We start from the raw sequence: 19,679 nt of genomic DNA, 5'->3' as shown, positions 1-19,679 counted from the left end.
TGGATTCATTCACTCCAACCTTTAAATGGATCAAGGCTTGGAAAAGCTGTAACTTATGCTAAAAATCAAAAGAAATATATGGAGACCTATTTATTAGATGGTAGATGTTCTATTTCGAACAATCTAGCTGAGAATAGTATCAGACCCTTTACAGTTGGCCGAAAGAACTGGGAATTCTCTGCTAGTACTAAAGGTGCTTCTGCAAGTGCAACAGTATACAGCCTTGTAGAAACAGCGAAAGCCAATGGACTTAATGTTTATAAGTATCTCCAATATTTATTACAATATATGCCGGATGTTGATTACAAAAATAATCCTGAAGAACTAGAGGAACTAATGCCTTGGGCACCAGAGATTCAAAATAACTGCAAATAATAAATCGTACAACTAGAGTGAAATGCTCCAACTCTAATTGTACGATTTTTATTTTTGGACACCTTCTAATTAATCGCTTACCTTTAACTGAAGAGCAACAACATGAACTTTTAAATATTTTAAAATCTGCAAAAGAAAGTACTCATAGAAATTCCAACATAGATATCACTATTAATCTAAATATCTAAGAATTATTTTTTCTTTATAGGACTTAAGTTCTATTAGAATAACTAAAGACTTGGCAAAACCAATGCCAAGTCTTTATACGTAAAGGAGTAATTAAATTGAAAAAGAAAAATGCTGCTATTTATATGCGTATGTCTACTGACATGCAAGAACATTCTATCGCAAGCCAAGAAAGAATGCTGTATGAATATGCTGAAAGAAATGGATACTTAATCATAAAAAAATATATTGATGAAGGGATAAGCGGACAGCACGCTTCAAAACGTCCTGCTTTTATGAACATGATTGATGATAGTGAAAATGGCGATTTTGATTCTATTCTAATTTATGATAGTAGCCGTTTTGCTAGAAATCTAGTCGAAAGTCTAACGTACAAAAAAATGCTTATGGATAATGGTGTTCGTCTTATATCTATTACTGAACCTAATGTAGATGATGATGAAATGCAACTCTATTTTGATGCCTTTTCAGGTGCAAGCAATGAAATTTATGTCCGTAAACTCTCTAAAAATGTTACTCGTGGTCATGTTGAGAAATGTATTCGAGGAGAAGTTGCAGGCACTCCATCTTTTGGCTACTATAAGGATAAATATTATGACACCTACCAAATCCAAGAAGATGAAGCAACTATACTTCGCTATATGTACGATGCCATCCTTAATGGTAGCAGTTATTTCTCTATTGCTACTTATTTAGCTGAAAAAGGAATAAAAAGTAAACGTGGAAATATTATTGACAGCCGTCAAGTGCGTAGGATGTTAATGAACCCTATAAATAAAGGCTGGTTACGCAGAACTGTCGGCGGTCAAAGTTTCTATAAAAAGTCTAACCTACAACCTATTGTTAGTGAGGAAATCTTTGATAAAGTACAGGAAATCATTGAAGAACGTGCATCTAAGTATAAAAAATATAGTAAACCAAATGAAATTCGAAAACATTGGTTATCTGGTCTCTTAATATGCCCGCATTGTAATGGTGGGTATAATTATAATACTCGTGGTGGCACTCCTCCTAAAAAGCCATTATTCCGATGTGGTAATCAAACTCGTGGTGCATGTAAACAAGGAAGTTCTATTGTAGTTGAAACTGTTGAAAGTATGATTCTTACTAAATTAAAAGAAATTTATGCAGGCTCACTAGAACCTTATATGAAAAATATCACAATCCCTACTATCAAACCTCAAATTGATTACCAAAAAGAAATTTCAAAATTGAACCTTCAACTAAAGCGAGCTAAGGAAGCTTATTTAGCTGAAATAGATACTCTTGAAGAATACAAAGAAAATAAAACTAGATTAACAGCCGAAATCGAATCTATAAAGAAAGCAGAACAAAATCAAAATAAAGTAATTCCTTTTGACCAAGATTTATTTAAAAATAAGCTATTAAATGTTATTACCCTACTTGAAAGCAACTGCGATATGCCTACTAAAATCAGCTCTGCAAGAAGTTTAATTGAAAAAATATATCTTGACCCTCGTCAAAAATCTGTAGAATTGTTTTTTTATGCGTAGAGGTGTATCAACTTGAACTCTTTTCAAATAGACTTTCCTGCACCTGTAGGCATAATGCCTAGTACATCTTGCCCTTTTAGTAAGGCCTCTACAACTTCCTCCTGCCCTTTTCTAAAACTACTATACCCAAAATACTTTTTTAATATATCTAACGGCCCCATATTACCTCCTATTGCCTTTCACGAAAAAGGGCTGCCGCCAAAAATGATCGCCTTTAAGATAATCCTTTTGGGACAGTCCCTTTCTTTATTCTGTCTCCTTTTATTATACCCTAATTTGAATAAACTTTAAACTTAATGTAAGGGTGGAGATTTACATATAAATTTAGACTTTTTTGTAGGTTGTTTTCAGACATTTTATTTAGTCATTATGCGCATAAACTTGTATCCCCTTCTAGTCTTAATTGGTATATAAAAAGTCTAGTCAATGAGCTCAAAAAAGTTTAAAATGGAAGACATGCTTATTAAATTTTAAATAGGGGGAACTGATTTTATGAAAGAGACAACTTCAAGCTCAGAAAAGCTCGGTACTATGCCTATTGGCAAGTTACTTGCAACCATGTCTATACCTGTCATCTTCTCCATGCTGGTACAATCACTTTATAATGTTGTAGACAGTATATTTGTATCTCAAATCGGTGAAGATGCACTGACAGCTGTTTCACTTGCTTTCCCACTTCAAATGCTCATTATTGCTTTTGCATTAGGGGTAGGGGTAGGTGTTAACTCACTTATTGCACGTAAACTTGGCGAAGGAAATAAAGATGCTGCTTCTCAAACAGCAAGTACAGGTATTTTCTTAGCGATTATTAATGCTATTTTATTCTTACTCATGGGGTTATTCTTTACAAAATTCTTTATGCAAATGTTCTCTAACGATGCCACTATCGTTGACATGGGAACTTCTTATTTAAGTATTGTACTGATTTTCTCATTTGGTGTATTTGTTGAGATTGCTTGTTCTAGAATACTTCAAGCTACAGGAAATATGATTATTCCTATGATTTCTCAGCTTATTGGGGCGATTACAAATATTATTTTAGACCCAATTTTAATCTTTGGTCTATTAGGCCTACCTGCTATGGGCATTAAAGGCGCTGCTGTCGCTACAGTTATTGGGCAGATTTTCTCTATGATCTTCTCACTAACTATGTTTAAGATTAAAACACATGATGTGCATATTCAAATTCGCGGCTTTAGACCTCAAATAAGCACAGTCATTGATATTTATAAAGTAGGTTTACCGACCATTGTTATGAATGCAATAGGTTCTGTTACAACAACCTTCTTAAATGCTATTCTTATTACTTTCTCATCTACTGCTGTTGCGATTTTTGGAATTTACTTCAAACTCCAATCCTTCGTATTTATGCCAGTATTTGGACTTACACAAGGTGCTATGCCTATCATGGGTTACAACTTTGGAGCGAATAACCAAAAACGCTTCAAACATGCTTTCCTTTTAGCAACCCTTACTTCCTTTGTCATTATGACACTGGGAACACTTTTATTCTGGTTCTTCCCTGCAGAACTTCTTAGTTTATTCAATGGAACACCAGAACTCATTTCTATGGGTATTTACGTACTTCGTGTACTAAGCTTATGCTTTATCCCAGCCTCATTTGGTATTATGATTTCAACTATGTTCCAAGCTATCGGACACGGCTTCAAATCCTTGGTGATGTCACTGCTTCGTCAGCTCATTATCATTATCCCTTCAGCTTGGCTCTTTGCACAATTATTTGGCCTTGATGGCATATGGTTCTGCTACCCACTTGCAGAAGCTATTTGCTGTATCATCTTTATACCACTGGCCTTTATTGTTATCAAAAAAGCTTTCCCTGAAGAAGCTTAAAAAGGAGAGATGTAACTGTCTAGACAGGTACATCTCTCCTTTTTATCTTTTAAACCCTATCCAAGCTAAGTGCACTACTCTTCTATACTCGTGGTGTTGTTCTTAAATTCTCATAAGCATTATAAATCTGCATAAGCTCTTCTTCATTAAACTTCTTAGCTAAGTATCTGCCTTGTTCAATACGTTTAAGAGATTTTTCTACTTGTTCTTCAAAAACATCGATTTCTCTAGTCCCTCTTCCTCGTGATACATCTATTCTTCTTCTAATGCTCATAATATCTTTAATTAATGCTTCTTTATTCATGTCATTCTCCTTCGTCTAGTCTTCATTTCGTTTTAATCTTATAAAAAACCCTTTTATTTGTAAAGTCTCATAGCATTTCCAATATGCTGAATATAAATCTGACTTGTACTTTTATAGCTTCCTAATCCTCTTTGAATCACTTCTAGGTCATAGCCGAGTTTAGTCAAACCACTTTTCCAAGATGTTTCTTCATCACTTAAAACATCCTTTAAAATATGATTACCTGCCACAAGCATAAAAGGAATAAGGGTAACTTTGCCTTTTTCTAAAGGTAAAGTATAAATCTTATCTCTATCTTCTAAAGTCGTTACACAAGCTTTAAGACCTGTTTCATCTAGTACTTCCTGCAATATATGGTAAGAAGTATGGGCCTCATGCGTGGAGCCATGTCCTAATACTAAAAGCTGTGTCTCCATCTGACTATACTCCCTTGCAAGTTCCTGTACTAATGCTTTATAGTCCTCTCTTTGAGAAAGAAGTGCTTTACCTACTTGAACTTGTATATCTTTTTCATAGCTTTTAGCAAGCTCTATAAGCTTATCATACTCTATACCTTCTATTAAAAAGAGGGGCTGTATGATGACTTGCTTATAGCCTAACTCTTTCAGTTTTTCCATAAGCTCCTTGGGTGATGGTAATACTAAACCTTGCTCTTCTTTTAATTTTTTTCTTAAAAAACCTGATGAAAAAGTTTCATAGATATCCCATTCTTTAAAGGCTTCTTTGATAGCTTCTATACAAGGGTCAATGCTTTCCTTCTTCTGAGCAAGGTGGCTTGTCCCAAAGCTAATCATTAAAATGGCTTTTTTCATATGCTTCAAGCTCCTGTGGTTCTAGTGTAATAATATGTTTCAAAATACGTTTTTTCTCTACTTCATCTGTAACTTTTTCAAGGACACAATTACGTATACGCCCTAGCCTAGCAATATACTCCCCATAATGTGCGTCGTATTTATCTTCTAACTCACGTCTAATTTTAGCTGCAAGGGAAGGACTTGCCCCACCTGTTGAAATAGAAATAGTTAAGTCCCCTCTTTTAAGTGTAGATGGCACAATAAAACTGGATAAAGGCTTGTTATCCACTACATTGCATAGGATATGTCCCCTCTTACAAAACTGACCAATCTGCTTATTTACTTCGTAGTCATCTGTAGCAGCTACTACAATAAAGCTTCCTGCACAATCACCTTCTTCATAGCATTTATAAATTCTATGAACCTTATGCCCTAAAGTTTTAAACTCCTCTATAAAGGAAGGTGCAATCACATGAATCTCACAATCTTCTTCTATAAAAGAAGAAACCTTTCTAAAAGCGACCTCACCGCCACCTACAACAGTTACCATTTTCCCCTCTAAATTTAATAATGCACTATACACCTTTTATCCTCCTTCACGTCCTATATACTTCTATTCTAGCATTTTTTTTACTTGTATTCACTTAATCCTACCTATTTGTCTTATGAATTTCTTTTTAAGTATTGAAACTTTTGGCATACTAATAAGGTCTAATCAGTGTGACACTTAAACATAAAACTCTATGATCATAGAAGGTAAAAGTATGGAACCAGAAATTATTAACTACATTTTACAGAATAAAGAAAAGCATTATCGCTTGGCCTATAGCTATGTCAAGAATAAAGAGGACGCTCTAGATATTGTTCAAGATTCTATTGTTAAAGCACTTAAATACCAACATAACTTAAAAGATATAGCCTATCTTAATACATGGTTTTATAAAATTATTATTAATACAGCTAAGACTCATCTTCAAAAACAAAAGCGCTACTTCACTACGGATGAAAGCCTATTAGAAGACTATACACCTCCCATTTATGATGAGTATAGACACTTTGAACTTGAGCAGGCTCTTAGTCAGCTCTCTTATAAAGAAAAAACGATTATTTTACTTAGGTACTTCAATCAATTTGAATTAAAGGAAGTCGCTGATATAACAGACCAAAATCTTAGTACTGTTAAATCGACTCTTTATCGTAGTCTCAAAAAATTGAAACTTCTATTAGAAAAGGATTAGAGATATGAAAACAAATCAAAATAACAATTCCTATAAAGAAATTGAAGAACAAATTGTGCAGTATTCTGAGCATATTGACATTCCAGAAGAACTTGATTTCATCGTTAAACGTGCTATTAAAGAAGGTAAAGCTGCTCCAAAGCAAAAACACTTTAACTTTAATAAATGGAGTAAAAAAGTTGCTGCTGTCGCAAGTATTGCTGTTGCAAGTTTCGTAGGAATGACCAATCTTAGCCCTACTTTTGCAAAATCTATGAGTGATGTGCCTATTCTAGGTGCCCTTATAAAGGTTATAAGCTTTACCCAATTCGACTATCATAAAGAGACTTCTGACGCAACGATCGAAACGCCTATTATCGAAGGGCTTCAAGACAAAACGCTTGAAGAAGTCATCAATAACCGCTACCTAGAAGAAAACAAAAAACTCTTTGAACAATTTAAAGCTGAAGTTACTGATCTTGAATCTTCTGGGCAAAGTGCTCATCTAGGCATAAATAGTGGCTTTGAAATCAAAACTAATAATGACCAAATTTTATCCATTGGCCGCTATATTGTTAATACTTCAGCTTCATCTTCTACAACTATTACCTACGACACACTTGATAAGCAAAATGAAATTATTATCACACTTCCTAGCCTCTTTAAAGACAACAGCTATATAGAAGTCATTAGTGAAAACATTAAAATACAAATGCTTGAACGTATAGCAGCCGATCCCACTCAACACTACTGGGTAGAGGGCGCTCCAAATACAGACGATGATTCATTTTCTATAGACAACTTTGAGTGTATTGATGCTAATCAGGCTTTCTATATTTCAGATGCTGGCAAGCTTATAATCTCTTTTAATAAATATGATATTGCACCTGGCTATATGGGTATCCAAGAATTTGAGATTCCAACAGAAATTTTACAAGATATTCTTGTAAGCAATTACTATATTAAGTAAAAATCTAAGAAAGTATTGCATGCTAAATTTTTACAATACTTCCTATATTTTAATAGACTTACTAAGTTGCTAGCGTTTAGTCGTGCACAAAGAAAGGATTTAGATGATGCAAAAACATAGTTATTCAAAGAAAAAGAAAAAGCTAAGAAAAAAAAGACTCAGAAAAATAGCCATTACTCTCTTTGGTCTATCCTCTATAGCCTTTGCCCTTATTGGAGGAAAAACTTATTGGCTTAACGCAAAGGTTCATGCTACCCAAAAAGCTTTAACCCGTATTACCCAGGAGAAAACTGAACTTAAACAGCAAGTTGAAGCACTTGATGCAGAGATTAAACATTTAAAAACAGAATCTGAAAAACTACAGATGGTTTTATGGCGCTTTGATCCTGTTATCATTCCAGAAAGCATGAAAAATTAATTTTATAGAAAGATTGGTGGAAAATAAATGGCAAAAAAAAATAGTAGAACAGGCATTATCCTATTATTTACCCTACTCTCTATTGGCCTATTAGGCAGTACAGGTTGGTTAATGACTCAAGCCAGGGGACAAAATGATATTCTTAAAAGCGTACAAGAACAACTTAAAATTGCGCAAGCTGCAAAAGCTAATTTAGAACTTCAAGTACAGGACTTAAGGACTAAAAATAAGCAATTAACAGCTCAAATTCAAGAGCTTAATAAATCACTTCAAGAAATGAAAGATAAAATGCCTGAAATCTCGGATTCATTACAATCAGAAGAAAACAAAAAAATAGCTTATTTAACCTTTGATGATGGTCCAAGTGCTAACACCATTCCAATTCTAGATTTCTTAAAAGCAAATCATATTAAAGCAACCTTCTTTGTATTAAAAAAAGAAGGTTATGATGATATTTATAAACGTATTGTAGATGAAGGACATACTATCGCACTCCACTCTAGCACTCATGATTATGCACAAATCTATCAAAATGTAGATACCTTTATGAATGATATGAATACCCTCTCTGAACATATAAAAAAACTTACAGGTGTAGAAACTAAAATTATGCGTTTCCCTGGCGGCTCTAATAATAGGGTAAGCCACCGCTATGGAGGAAGTGATGTTATGTCTAAAATCATCCCTACTGTAGAAGAAGCCGGGCTTGTGTATTATGATTGGAACGTGGATTCACAAGACGCTGCAAAAGGTGTACAAGATACACAAGTTATTATTAACTCTGTACTTAGTCAAGCTAAATATAATAATAATGCAGTCATCTTAATGCATGATGCTGCAGCCAAAACAACAACTGTAAAAGCACTTCCTTCTATCGTAGAAGGTCTTAAAGAACAAGGTTTTGTATTTGAAGCTTTAACAACTGAATCAGAACCTGTAAAATTTAACTAAGATAAAAGAAAAAGGCCTAGCCTCTATGATGAGAGGTTAAGCCTTTTCTTTTTTCCATCTAATTCAATTTTATAAGCAAGTTGCATTATTTCACTTGTTTCTTGTGAAATTCCTAGCCTTCTTACAGCCATATGGAACATATTAAGCTGCCCTACTGCCCCTGGATGAATACTCGATTCATCTCCTTTAGCAATCCAGCCTCCTCGTTTAATAAGTTCTGGATTTTCATTCCCAGCTTGCCTCCACTGGTTATAGTGGTGTATAAGGATTAACTGCTCTTCCTTCGCACATTCCTCTATAACCTTAATATAAGGAATAAGCCTCCTACCTCTTTCTCCTGGTGCATCCATACAAGGATTTGGTGTCCGTAAAATAGGAATAGCACCTACTGCTTTTACATCCTCAATAATCTTTTTAAGGTTATGTTTATAATTCTCAATACTTACATCACTTACACAGTCATTGGTTCCAAACATAATGATAACGATGTCTGCAACCTCTTTATAAGTTTCAAAGCGTGCTTTATGATTTTGAAGCTGATCTTTTGTCGTTGCACCTGATACAGCTGTATTAATAAAGACATCTTTACTTCTTCCCATTTCACCCTTTATGTACTTTTCTAAAAGCTGTGGAAAGCTGTCATAACCATGTGTATGAAGTGCCCCATGTGTAATGCTATCCCCTAAGAATAGCCATCTTAAAGCTTTCTCCTTAGCATTCCCTACTAATGCTTTAACATCTTTCGCATAAGGGTCTTCTTCTACCTTTTCCCATACTGCATCAGGAGCTGAACGCTTCGTTACTGTTTCACCTAATACAAAAGGTGTAAAGTCACCTATCGTTGCTTCTGAAAGCTGCTTTGCAATCTCTAAATGCCCATTAGCATCTAACTGCCCATTCATGTAGCTTAAACCTTTTTCTATACATAGATGAAAATGGTCAATACATACAATTTTCTCTTCCTCCTTAGAAAGTGCTATCATAACTTGTTCATAAGCTTCTGCCTGTTTATAGTCCTCTTTTTCCTTAGGAGGTACTGGTGTCTGAAGAACGAGTAGGGCATGCATCGCTTTAACCTTCTTAAAGAATACTTTAAGGTTTTTCTCAAAAGCTTCAAGGCCTTCTATACCCTTTTCATATTCTTCCTTACCTACAAATAAAGCAACTGCCCTAGGCTGATAAACTCCTACTAAATTATAAAAATCCTCATTGATTTCTTCTAAAGTTTGCCCCGCCCTACCTGTATTAATGGTGTAGCGCTCTCTTGTTCCTACATACTCATTATTTCTTTTTTCCCACCTAATGTGTTCTTCAAAATGACCTATAAAGTTTCTTGCACCTTTCGTTTGGTGCCATCCACCTTCTGCATTACTACCACCTGTAAAAATCCACGTGTTGCCACTTTCTAGATTAAACATTATACTATAACCTCTCTCATTTTATTATTAAAACCCTAATGAATTTAAGTTTCCTTCACTAATTTTAAACCTTAAATTAATTTGAGCCCTATTCATGGCTACTAGTTTAATTCTATTTCTGCCTTTTTTTATTTGTAAAACTACATTTTCTAACTCCTCAGTCTTCACTCTATCTTTATTTTCTACAATAATATGTGGCTTATCATTGGGATCAATATAAACAAGTTTTGCCTTCCCTTGACTTACAGATAAGCAATAAGAAACTTCAACCTCCATATCTTCTGCCGCCTCATAGTCCCATAAGGTGTCCATCCCCTCAAATTCTAGCTGACCCGTATAAACTTGTCCCTCTATACTCTGTTCTTCTTTATGAAGGCTATAGGAATCTCCCTCATTCGTAATCTTATCATCCTGCATATAGATGTCACCCATCTTACTTGAAGAACAACCTGTACATAAAAAGGTAATAATAGCAATACATCCTATTATATTTCTCATACCCCTTCCTCCTAGCCTTTTATTTTTATTATATCACAAATTCAGAAAAGTCGTCTTTTTTCCATACATATTTACCTTTTCAATTTGTATGCTATCAAGGCGTTTAATTGGAACTACTGTATTTATTACCTTTCCTATCTTTATCATAATTTTTCTCTATATTCACTTGGTGTCATACCAGTAAACTGTTTAAATACCTTGCTAAAATATCTGGGATTATCATAACCGACCATAAGACTAATATCTACCACTTTATTATCTGTATTTATTAACAATTCCTTTACTTTCTCCATTCTTACTTCTGTTAGATATTCTATAAAATTTTTACCTGTTTTCTCTTTAAAAAAGCGGCTTAAATAATTAGGATGCAGGTAAAACTGCTCAGCAAGCATATTTAAGGTAATATTCTCCCCATAGTGTGTGAGAATAAACAATTGTATCTCTTTTATTACCCCCTTGCCCAACTGCTGTTCATCAGCCTCATTCAATTGATTCACTAAATTCTTTATATGATCTATCATACATACGATTGTTGCTTCAAAATCATTACTAAGTAATATCTCCCTCAATGTCTGATTCAGTTGTCTATGTAAATCTGCATTTTTTATTTTCAGGCCTTGATGAAAACTATTTAATTCAATTAAATATTGAATACAGATTGTTTGAAACTGCATAATGGTAAATCCTTGATTCCAAATAAGTCTAAGGTCATTCTCAAGTTTCTTTGGAGCATCATTTCTCTTCTCCGGATTTGTAAGCATACACATCACTCTTGAAATGACATCCTGTACCTCTGGTGTATTCTGTGAAAATAAGGGCTCTATATTTTTATAGCAAACTAAACCCCTTCTCTCACCAGCTTTTTGATAATTCAGTGCACGTTCAGCTTCTTGATATGCTTCTCTTAAATTTTCAACACCATTTTTCGTTTTACTTACTCCACAAATCCACTCTCTGTTCATACTACAAATCTGTGTTATCATATTGATAAAATTTTCAACTTCTGACTCCTCTTTGTATGGAATAATTGCAAAAACTCCATATACATGACTATCTAATATGTAAGCTCCCGGAACTATCTGCCCAATCTCCAAACGCATTTCCTGCTTTTTTTCTTTTATTTCCTGCTCTGAAAATGCTCTATCCAACAATCCTAGTGCAATTCCATACCAGCGCTTGAATACGGGAAGCTGATATTTCTCCTGTTCTACTTTTGCATATCCCTTTGCCGCCGACAATAATAAGGCTTCCACGCGGTTTGCACGAATCTCTTGCTCTTTTTTTTCCTCCATAAACATCACTTTTAGACGTTTTAGCAGTTCTTCTATCTCTTTTAAATTCACAGGTTTATTTAAATAATCAACTGCTCCATATCTCATCGCTTCTCTTGCATATGAAAACTCACTAAAACCACTTAGTATGATAGATTTTATATTTGGAAATCTCTTCTGTATCATTTGTAGCAAATCCAACCCTGTTTTTCCCGGCATACGAATATCCATAAAAACCACATCAATAGCAAGCTGATTTAGCAAGACCATTGCATCATCTACATTGTAAGCTGTACCTACCACTTCAAAATCATGTTCCTGCCATTTCACGAACTGTGCCATTCCCCTACACACAATTTCTTCATCATCTACAATCAATACTTTATATGCCATTTTTCGTAGCTCCTCCCCATACCTTTTCCATATCTTCCGATTGCCTTCTTACTGGAAGTTCTATCTGTATGTTTGTCCCCTCTCCGCATTGACTGTTTATCTTAATGCCATAATCATCTCCATAAAACAGACGTATTCTCCGATTTACGTTACCTAATCCAATACTGTCTTCTCCTGAAGTTGGCTGGTCAATTACTGCTTCAAGCTGCTGCTTTTCATCCTGTGTCATACCCTTCCCATTATCCTCTACTTGAATTAAAAGTACATCCTCCTGAATAATCGCACTAATTTCAATCTCATACCCTTTGCTTGCATCTCCAAATGCATGTATGACTGCATTTTCCATAATAGGTTGTAACATAAACTGTGGGATATATATTGCTTCCGTATCTATTCTTATATCTTTTTTTAGCAGTATTTTGTCGTTATGCCTAAAATTAATGACATCGAGATATATCTGTGCATGCTCAATGCCTTCCTTCAAGGTAATAGTCTTGCCCCCCGCTCTCATCCCCATTCTGCAAAGCTGGCTAAACTTTTCAATCATCTGGGTAACTGTACTTTCACCATTGGCTTCATACATCGCCTCCCACCTAATAATGTCTAACGTATTGTATAAAAAATGGGGATTAATCTGCATCAAAAGAGCATCCAATTTAGCATTCTTCCAATTTAGCAAAATTTCCTGCCTTCTTATTTCAGAAATGTAAACCTGCTCGATCAATTGATTTGTTTTGTCTGCCATCTCATTAAATTTGTCTCCTAAAATGGCTATCTCATCATTCCCTGAGTTATGATAACGCTCCTCCCACTTCCCATTTCCAGCCTTCTGCATAATGTTCACCAATCCTCCAATGGGATCCGATATGCTTTTGGTGACATAATAGGAGATAATCAAACAGGCAATCACAGTTCCTAGCAATACTGCAATACAGAGATTTCTGGTTTGATAAGTTCCTTTCAGTAGAACCTCCATATCTACAATATGTGCTGCAAAAATCTTGGTATTATCAATGGCATCATATGCCAACACCACCTGACTCCCACCGATTTCTTTCTGAATAACTCCCTTACCTTGTTGTTGCATGCTCTTAAAAAGCTCATCATCTTTTGGAAAAGATGGTGCCGAAATACTAGGATTAAACCACATCACTACCCCTTCTTCACCAATAAGAAATGTATTGCCACTCTCATAATACCCATAACCTTCCAAAGCATCTGAAAAAGCATTTAAATCAATATTAAGTACTAAAACGCCAAGAAACTCCCTATTAATTGGAGAATATATACCTACACATAAAGTCATAATATTAGCAAGCCCATAGATACTCTGCTCATTTTTATAAAATGTAGCAGTCTGTTTAGATGTATCAAACCAAACAGGGTATCCTTTTTTTTCTTGAGGCACTTTATAAAAATCAGATTTGTAAAATTCATCTAAGTCCCTAATTGACCCTCCCCTTCGGTAACCATTAGGTTCAGTCATGTAATACTGTTGCTCTGGTGAGACAAATTGTATATTTACGATATACTTTTGGGCACTCTTTATGCCATATAACTTACTTTCGATAGAACTAGAATTCTTCTCATAAAGCTCTTGAGATGCAGCTCTTTTATCATTTCTAAGCATTCTGTTCTCTTTTAATGCTGTAATGATTTTGGGATCATCATAAAAAGTCAATGCAATTTCTTCATATTCTTGCAAAATGTCTTCTATTTTCATTGAAACATTCTGTGCAAGTACTGAAATATACTGGTTTGTATTTTTTTTTATTTCAAAGTAGTACTTATAAAAGCTAAAAAAAGTTAAAAAAACAGTAGCAGTTATTAAGAGTAACATGAATGCTAAATTTAGTCTGCGAAATATTGATACTTTTCTAAGCAAACTTATAACTTTATCATTCCACTTTTCCTTTACATTGATAGTACCATGCCATAGATTCATTGATATCCCATGTTCCCCCAGTCTCTATCATTTGTTTATGACTTTATTGTATCATAAAATGCAAAAAACAAGAAGTATAGGAATATTCTCTCACACTTCTTGTTTTTGTATTTATTATGCTATTTTTTATGTGCCTCATTAAATGACTCAAGTACCTCTTTTTCACAAAGAGCTTGTGCCTCACTAAATTCTTTTTCTGGATCGGCATTAGGATTCACTAAAATCTTCTGAACAGCACGATCTACATAAGAACCAAAGTCTGCCTTTCCGTAAAACTCCAAACGTCCAACAGATTTTGCAGCATCTAGAACTTCTTTATATTCTTCTGGGAACTCATAGAAGTCTGTCACACTGATATCATCTCTTGGTATGATAACAGGGTTTGGAGCACCTTTTGTTGCAAGATTTTCAAAGTAAGATGAATGATATGCTTTACTACTATAGAAGCTGATATACTCCCATGCTGCATCTTTTTTCGCCTGATCAGTCTTTGCATTAATAACAAAAGTGTCACCTGCAATTGCTATTGTCTGATCACCTGAAGGCCCAGCTGGTGGTAAGCATAAGCCAATATCATCTGGATCAATACCATTTGCAATTGCTTCTGATACCCAATCACCAGCAAATGGCATCATACCTATTTTCCCAAGACCAAAGTTTGTTACCAGATCACTAAATTTCAAAGTCAAATCACTCTGTAATACACCCTCACTGCGTAACTTCTGATAGTATTTTGCAGCTTGTATAACAGCTGGATCTGTAAAAGTAAGTTCTACCGTTCCATCTTCTTTTTCTTGCGTCAAATCTCCGCCTGCCTGCCATACATAGTATTGGAAAAACCATTCTGTCCATTCTGCTGCTAAAGTTGCATAACCAGTAATCTGATTATCTGGATTATTAATTAATTTTGCAGCTTCTAGTGCCTCATCCCAAGTCTTTGGTGGCTCACTTATACCTGCCTCTTCAAATAACGCTTTATTATAACCAAATAACATAGGTGATACTGAGCTTGGTACACCATAAATATTTCCATCAACAGTAAACATATCTACATATTCTTGCGTATAATTTCCCCATTCATCCCAGTTTTCTACGTAGCGGTTAAGTGGCTCCAAAATATTAGATGCCATATAAGAATTCATCATAGTAAATGAAACTCTAATTAAATCAGGTGCATTTCCTGCCGCTACTGCCTGATAAAATTCATTTCCTGGATCCCCTTCCTTAACCACCTTGTTTAAAGTAATCCAAGGATGTTCTTCTAAAAACTGCTTCTCCATATCTGTAGACCAGTCATCTGCATTACGACTTGTAACCCATAATGTTAACTCTACTGGCTCATGTTCCTGTTTCTCTGAGTCTACTACTTCTTCTGGATTATTCTGTTCTGTAGTATTTTGTTCTGTAGGAATAGTAGGGTCTACAGTTTCAGCTCCACCATTTCCACATCCTGCTAATAAACTTGTAGTCATGCACAAACTTAATACTGTTGCCAATACTTTTCTTTTCATCTTTGCCCTCCTCATTATTCAAAATAGCTCTGCTCTCCATGTTGAATTAAGCCTACTTTTTAAGATATATTTATTATATTAGATAATTCATTTTTTTATAATAAATTAAAATTAACAACTTTATATTAAAATGTCATATTTTTTAACACCTATATTTTAAATTTCGATATAAGTTAATTTTTTTAACTTATATGTATATTTTTATTATTTTTCAAAAATATAATTCTCCTTATACTAAAGGTAGTATCAATTTCATATTGAATTATCATTTTGTGAATATAGGAGGTTCTTTCTTATGAAGCAAGACATATTTAAAATAAGCTCATCCAGTTCCACACTTAGACGACGTCTAGCTCCTTGGTGTATTCTGGCTATACCAATGGCTTGTACTATCTGGTTAAAGTATTATCCAATTTTTAATGCTTTTTATATTTCTCTCTTTAAATATGATCCCATTAATCCACCTGGGAAATTTGTAGGCCTAGAAAATTATATCGGTATGTTCCAGATGCAGTATTATTGGGAAGCATGGAAAAATTCCTTTGTCTTCTTGGCGTTACAGCTTTCCATGTGCTTTTTCATTCCTCTCATACAAGCACTCTTATTAAATGAACTCATAAAGTTACAGAAGTGTCTGACAACCTTATACATACTTCCTGCATTAATTCCTACTTCTGTTAACATAATTATATGGAAATGGATTTGGCACCCTGAATACGGTATCGCTAATCAAATTCTAAACTTCTTTGGCTGCCAGCCACAAGCATGGTTAAGTGATCCCAACCTAGTAAAATTCTGTATTATCTTCCCCGGCGTTCTTGGTGGGGGGCTTACAGTCCTACTTTACTTATCCGCTATTCAGAGAATTTCCAGCGATATTCTAGAATCAGCTGCTTTAGATGGATGTACTGGTTTTAGCAAGATCATCCACATCATTCTTCCAAATATCTCCTTTATGATTTCTATTCAGGCAATTATGTGTGTCATTACTACTATGCAGTTCTTAGATGCACCATACATGTATGCTTCTGGCGGTCCAAGTGGTGCCTCTACTACTCAAGGAATTTTTATCTTTAATGCATTTAACCAAGATTTGAATTACGGAAGAGGTTCTGCAGCCTCTATTATTCTTTTACTGGTAATTGGGATTCTTACTCTGATACAAATGCATTTTGAAAAAACTGAAAAAGAATAGGAGCATAATGATGAATAAGAATAAAATAAAATGTGATTTCTCAGAACGCCTTCTAAAATTCTGTGCTGTTTTCTTCTCACTCTTGTTTGCTGCCTTGATGTTGTATCCTTTAATTTTTGCATTTTCAAGCTCTATGAAAGATAATGCTAAAATCTATGATATTCCACCGAAACTTCTACCAGATGCTGCTAATAGTATTTCTGTAGTCCTTGATTATTCTGACTTGAATTTCATGAATGAGGAAGAGATGAAGGATGTGATGATGCAGGATAATATATCAACCATGTTTGGTCTTAATTATAAGCTTGCAGACAGCTCCATTATGGAAATTCATGTATATGGGACATATAAGGGCAAAACCGTCTTCCATTCCAGGGCACACCAGATGAAACTCCAAATGGAGCGTGACTACGGTATCTACGCAAGTTCTGCAATAAAAAGTAATGTACTTCTTCATGGAGATCGATACAAACGTGCCTGTGAATCTATTGGCTATACATTTGATACAAATGGCCTCCCTCTCTCAGTACCTACTGGACTTGAAAATAACTTTTTTAACGATGTTTCCCATATCCTTTCAGAAAAATATCCTCTAAATGGATCTTTAGTGAGTGTGGGGAATAAAATAAAAAATATCCTTAACCTGGAAAGCTTTAAATATTATCTCCAAATGCCATCTTATATTTATCCAGAAAGTGAACATATTGCAAAATATGGATTTATGACATTCGTAATAAATAGTATCATCGTCATTGGTTTTGCTATGATAGCACAAGTAATACTTTGTTCTATCTGTGCTTTTGTCATTAGCCGCCTTCTTTCTAGAAAAGCAGGAAACTTTGTTCTCCTATTCTTTATGGGTGCAATGATGATTCCCTTTGCAAGTATCATGCTTCCACAATTAATCATGTATCAAAAAATGGGTGCTTATAACAACTATACTGCTTTGTTGCTACCATTCCTGTACCCTTACGGATTCTATGTATATCTCTATAAAGGCTTTTTTGATAAGATACCATCTAGCTACTTTGAAGCTGCATCACTAGATGGCGCTTCAAACCTATATCTCTATACAAAGATCTGTATGCCACTATCAAAGCCTATTATTTCACTCATTGCACTACAAACTTTTATCGGTAACTGGAACGATTTCTTCTGGGCATGGATGGTTACAGAAGATCAAAATTTGTGGACCTTAAATGTTGCACTTTATAACATCTCTAATAATATGGGTACCAAACAAAATGCCTTGATGGGATTATCTATCGTAACCATTACACCTGTTATCCTATTGTCTATCCTATTTTCCAGACAACTCAAACAAAGTATTATTGCCTCTGGTGTAAAAGAATAAAATGTCCGAGGCTCATCCTATTCGTTTTCCATACCTGCTATAACTATCTTATAATCCTTAGATACCATGATAAAAAGAGTTTCAAATTATAAAAGCGCCTACTGTAATCAAAGTAGACGCTTTTATATTCTTATTGATGTGCTATTCGAAGAGCTTTCCCCATTGCTTCTAATGCTTTATCTAAATCTTCTTTTGTATGTGCTGTACTTAAGAACATAGCCTCAAACTGAGCTGGTCCAATAAGCACACCTTCTTCAAGAAGTGCCTTAAAATATTTATTGAAACGTTCTATATCACAAGTCATAGCATCTTGGTAATTACGTACTACCTGATCTGTAAAGAACAGACATACAAGTGAACCCGCTCTTGCTACATGGTAGTTAAGTCCAAGTTCTTTAAGATGTGCTTTAATACCTGTTTCAAGGTAAATTGCTTTTTCTTCCAATTCCTTGTAAATTTGTGGGTTGTCACGCAGTACTTCTAGCTGCTTTTTACCAATATACATAGCAAGTGGGTTACCTGACAATGTACCTGCTTGGTAGACTGGTCCTACTGGAGAAACCATATCCATAATTTCTTTTCTACCTGCATAGGCCCCTACTGGAAGCCCACCACCGATAATTTTACCAAAGCATACCATATCTGGCTCAATATCAAAGTACTCACGACTACTGCCATAAGCAATTCTAAATCCTGTAATAACTTCATCAAATATTAATACAGTACCATATTTTTTAGTGATTTCACGAAGTGCAAGTAAGAAGTCCTTCTTGGCTGGTACAACACCCATGTTCCCACCGATAGGTTCTACAATAACTGCTGCAATTTCTTCTCCTTGTGTTTTAAAGATTTCTTCTAAAGCTTCTATGTCATTATAAGGTGTAACAAGTGTATGCTTTACAACATCTGCTGGCACACCTGGACTTGTAGGTACGCCATATGTGATAGTACCTGAGCCTGATTTTACAAGTAATGCATCTGAATGACCATGATAGCAACCTTCAAATTTAAGAATCTTGTTTCTACCTGTATAGCCTCTAGCTACACGTAGTGCACTCATGGTTGCCTCTGTACCAGAGTTTACCATACGCACTTGATCTACACCTTTATAAGCCTCTACAATAAGTTTAGCCATCTCAACTTCTATTTGTGTAGGCACCCCGTAGCTGGTTCCCTTTGCAATCATTTCTGAGATGCCCTCGGTAATCCTTTCATTGCTATGACCTAAAATCAGCGGCCCCCATGAACATATAAAGTCAATATACTCATTACCATCCACATCCCAAATATGACTACCATGAGCTCTATCAATAAAGATAGGATCTATCCCAACAGATTTAAATGCACGAACAGGGCTATTTACCCCACCCGGTATATACTTAACAGCTTCCTCATAAATCGCCTGTGAACGCTTATGTTCCATAATCATATCCTCCGCAATACCTAATTTTTTTCATTTATCTTACATTATACTCTCCACTTTCCCTATTTTCATTTCTAGAGAAAATTTT

19 protein-coding genes are annotated in these 19,679 nt (G+C 34.9%); 9 read left to right on the top strand and 10 right to left on the bottom strand.

All coding sequences use genetic code 11. The features are described from left to right. On the top strand, positions 1–375 hold a 375-nt coding region (locus tag H8718_RS03130), incomplete at its 5' end, for an IS66 family transposase (protein ID WP_249331512.1). Between the two features lie 284 nt (positions 376–659). Then, the gene (locus H8718_RS03125) at positions 660–2,075 is read left to right on the top strand and encodes a recombinase family protein (RefSeq protein ID WP_249331511.1); all 1,416 of its coding nucleotides are present in this window, start codon (positions 660–662) and stop codon (positions 2,073–2,075) included. 23 nt (positions 2,076–2,098) lie between these two features. Here H8718_RS03125 and H8718_RS03120 read toward each other — a convergent pair whose 3' ends face one another. Then, positions 2,099–2,236: a hypothetical protein gene (locus H8718_RS03120; RefSeq protein ID WP_249331515.1), complete on the bottom strand. Its 138-nt coding sequence runs from the start codon at positions 2,234–2,236 to the stop codon at positions 2,099–2,101. Between the two features lie 331 nt (positions 2,237–2,567). On the opposite strand from H8718_RS03120, the gene H8718_RS03115 reads away from it, so the two are divergent. Continuing rightward, a complete protein-coding gene (locus H8718_RS03115) occupies positions 2,568–3,929 on the top strand; it encodes an MATE family efflux transporter (RefSeq protein ID WP_249331509.1) in 1,362 nt (453 codons plus the stop codon). Between the two features lie 82 nt (positions 3,930–4,011). On the opposite strand, the gene H8718_RS03110 is transcribed toward H8718_RS03115, so the two are convergent. The 3 genes from H8718_RS03110 to H8718_RS03100 are packed head-to-tail and all read right to left on the bottom strand — an operon-like array spanning position 4,012 to position 5,610. After that, positions 4,012–4,233, bottom strand: coding sequence for a hypothetical protein (locus tag H8718_RS03110; RefSeq protein WP_177671417.1), 222 nt, complete (start codon positions 4,231–4,233; stop codon positions 4,012–4,014). A gap of 53 nt (positions 4,234–4,286) precedes the next feature. Beyond that, on the bottom strand, positions 4,287–5,045 hold the full coding sequence (locus tag H8718_RS03105) for a sirohydrochlorin cobaltochelatase (protein WP_249331507.1): 759 nt from the start codon (positions 5,043–5,045) through the stop codon (positions 4,287–4,289). Further along, positions 5,020–5,610 carry a precorrin-2 dehydrogenase/sirohydrochlorin ferrochelatase family protein gene (locus H8718_RS03100; RefSeq protein ID WP_249331506.1) on the bottom strand — a complete coding sequence of 197 codons (591 nt, stop codon included), beginning with the start codon at positions 5,608–5,610 and terminating at the stop codon, positions 5,020–5,022. Before H8718_RS03100 ends, H8718_RS03105 begins: the two co-directional genes overlap by 26 nt. 181 nt (positions 5,611–5,791) lie before the next feature. Between H8718_RS03100 and H8718_RS03095 the strand changes: the two genes are divergently transcribed. The 4 genes from H8718_RS03095 to H8718_RS03080 all read left to right on the top strand — a co-directional run bounded on the left by H8718_RS03095 (position 5,792) and on the right by H8718_RS03080 (position 8,583). Next, positions 5,792–6,265 carry an RNA polymerase sigma factor gene (locus tag H8718_RS03095; RefSeq protein WP_249331504.1) on the top strand — a complete coding sequence of 158 codons (474 nt, stop codon included), beginning with the start codon at positions 5,792–5,794 and terminating at the stop codon, positions 6,263–6,265. A gap of 4 nt (positions 6,266–6,269) precedes the next feature. Continuing rightward, positions 6,270–7,214, top strand: a complete 945-nt coding sequence (locus tag H8718_RS03090; RefSeq protein ID WP_249331502.1) for an RsiV family protein — start codon at positions 6,270–6,272, stop codon at positions 7,212–7,214. Between the two features lie 103 nt (positions 7,215–7,317). Continuing rightward, complete coding sequence (locus H8718_RS03085) at positions 7,318–7,632, top strand: hypothetical protein (protein ID WP_249331501.1); 315 nt, start codon at positions 7,318–7,320, stop codon at positions 7,630–7,632. 27 nt (positions 7,633–7,659) lie between these two features. Then, the gene (locus H8718_RS03080) at positions 7,660–8,583 is read left to right on the top strand and encodes a polysaccharide deacetylase family protein (RefSeq protein WP_249331500.1); all 924 of its coding nucleotides are present in this window, start codon (positions 7,660–7,662) and stop codon (positions 8,581–8,583) included. 23 nt (positions 8,584–8,606) lie between these two features. Here the strand turns inward: H8718_RS03080 and H8718_RS03075 are convergent, their stop codons facing one another. The 5 genes from H8718_RS03075 to H8718_RS03055 all read right to left on the bottom strand — a co-directional run bounded on the left by H8718_RS03075 (position 8,607) and on the right by H8718_RS03055 (position 15,619). After that, positions 8,607–10,001, bottom strand: coding sequence for an SGNH/GDSL hydrolase family protein (locus H8718_RS03075; protein ID WP_249331498.1), 1,395 nt, complete (start codon positions 9,999–10,001; stop codon positions 8,607–8,609). 27 nt (positions 10,002–10,028) lie between these two features. Then, positions 10,029–10,499 (bottom strand): hypothetical protein, encoded by a 471-nt coding sequence (locus H8718_RS03070; protein ID WP_249331497.1) that lies wholly within the window; start codon positions 10,497–10,499, stop codon positions 10,029–10,031. Positions 10,500–10,642: 143 nt separating this feature from the next. After that, a complete protein-coding gene (locus tag H8718_RS03065; RefSeq protein ID WP_249331496.1) occupies positions 10,643–12,163 on the bottom strand; it encodes a response regulator in 1,521 nt (506 codons plus the stop codon). Beyond that, complete coding sequence (locus H8718_RS03060) at positions 12,153–14,003, bottom strand: cache domain-containing sensor histidine kinase (protein WP_283246140.1); 1,851 nt, start codon at positions 14,001–14,003, stop codon at positions 12,153–12,155. The genes H8718_RS03065 and H8718_RS03060 overlap by 11 nt, the downstream gene beginning before the upstream one ends. Before the next feature lie 224 nt (positions 14,004–14,227). After that, positions 14,228–15,619 carry an extracellular solute-binding protein gene (locus tag H8718_RS03055; RefSeq protein ID WP_249331493.1) on the bottom strand — a complete coding sequence of 464 codons (1,392 nt, stop codon included), beginning with the start codon at positions 15,617–15,619 and terminating at the stop codon, positions 14,228–14,230. Between the two features lie 295 nt (positions 15,620–15,914). On the opposite strand from H8718_RS03055, the gene H8718_RS03050 reads away from it, so the two are divergent. Both H8718_RS03050 and H8718_RS03045 read left to right on the top strand, forming a co-directional pair. Continuing rightward, a complete protein-coding gene (locus H8718_RS03050) occupies positions 15,915–16,814 on the top strand; it encodes a carbohydrate ABC transporter permease (protein ID WP_249331491.1) in 900 nt (299 codons plus the stop codon). 10 nt (positions 16,815–16,824) lie between these two features. Then, complete coding sequence (locus H8718_RS03045; RefSeq protein WP_249331489.1) at positions 16,825–18,168, top strand: carbohydrate ABC transporter permease; 1,344 nt, start codon at positions 16,825–16,827, stop codon at positions 18,166–18,168. Between the two features lie 130 nt (positions 18,169–18,298). On the opposite strand, the gene hemL is transcribed toward H8718_RS03045, so the two are convergent. Then, entirely contained in the window at positions 18,299–19,591 is a 1,293-nt protein-coding gene (gene hemL / locus H8718_RS03040) for a glutamate-1-semialdehyde 2,1-aminomutase (RefSeq protein ID WP_177671431.1), read from the bottom strand. Between the last annotated feature and the right edge of the window lie 88 nt (positions 19,592–19,679).

The sequence above is a fragment of the Zhenhengia yiwuensis genome, assembly GCF_014384995.1.
Classification (GTDB): Bacteria; Bacillota; Clostridia; order Lachnospirales; family Cellulosilyticaceae; genus Zhenhengia; species Zhenhengia yiwuensis.
Note: the sequence above shows the minus strand (reverse complement) of the source record. Positions and strands in the feature narration are given on the sequence as shown.

Bases quoted from the DNA above. Each gene is read 5' to 3' on its own strand.
- H8718_RS03045 (WP_249331489.1), top strand. From the start codon at position 16,825: ATGAATAAGAATAAAATAAAATGTGATTTCTCAGAACGCCTTCTAAAA.
- H8718_RS03080 (WP_249331500.1), top strand. From the start codon at position 7,660: ATGGCAAAAAAAAATAGTAGAACAGGCATTATCCTATTATTTACCCTA.
- H8718_RS03095 (WP_249331504.1), top strand. From the start codon at position 5,792: ATGGAACCAGAAATTATTAACTACATTTTACAGAATAAAGAAAAGCAT.
- H8718_RS03115 (WP_249331509.1), top strand. From the start codon at position 2,568: ATGAAAGAGACAACTTCAAGCTCAGAAAAGCTCGGTACTATGCCTATT.
- H8718_RS03120 (WP_249331515.1), bottom strand. From the start codon at position 2,236: ATGGGGCCGTTAGATATATTAAAAAAGTATTTTGGGTATAGTAGTTTT.
- H8718_RS03090 (WP_249331502.1), top strand. From the start codon at position 6,270: ATGAAAACAAATCAAAATAACAATTCCTATAAAGAAATTGAAGAACAA.
- H8718_RS03070 (WP_249331497.1), bottom strand. From the start codon at position 10,499: ATGAGAAATATAATAGGATGTATTGCTATTATTACCTTTTTATGTACA.
- H8718_RS03065 (WP_249331496.1), bottom strand. From the start codon at position 12,163: ATGGCATATAAAGTATTGATTGTAGATGATGAAGAAATTGTGTGTAGG.
- H8718_RS03055 (WP_249331493.1), bottom strand. From the start codon at position 15,619: ATGAAAAGAAAAGTATTGGCAACAGTATTAAGTTTGTGCATGACTACA.
- H8718_RS03105 (WP_249331507.1), bottom strand. From the start codon at position 5,045: ATGAAAAAAGCCATTTTAATGATTAGCTTTGGGACAAGCCACCTTGCT.
- H8718_RS03060 (WP_283246140.1), bottom strand. From the start codon at position 14,003: ATGTTACTCTTAATAACTGCTACTGTTTTTTTAACTTTTTTTAGCTTT.
- H8718_RS03110 (WP_177671417.1), bottom strand. From the start codon at position 4,233: ATGAATAAAGAAGCATTAATTAAAGATATTATGAGCATTAGAAGAAGA.
- H8718_RS03050 (WP_249331491.1), top strand. From the start codon at position 15,915: ATGAAGCAAGACATATTTAAAATAAGCTCATCCAGTTCCACACTTAGA.
- hemL (WP_177671431.1), bottom strand. From the start codon at position 19,591: ATGGAACATAAGCGTTCACAGGCGATTTATGAGGAAGCTGTTAAGTAT.
- H8718_RS03075 (WP_249331498.1), bottom strand. From the start codon at position 10,001: ATGTTTAATCTAGAAAGTGGCAACACGTGGATTTTTACAGGTGGTAGT.
- H8718_RS03085 (WP_249331501.1), top strand. From the start codon at position 7,318: ATGATGCAAAAACATAGTTATTCAAAGAAAAAGAAAAAGCTAAGAAAA.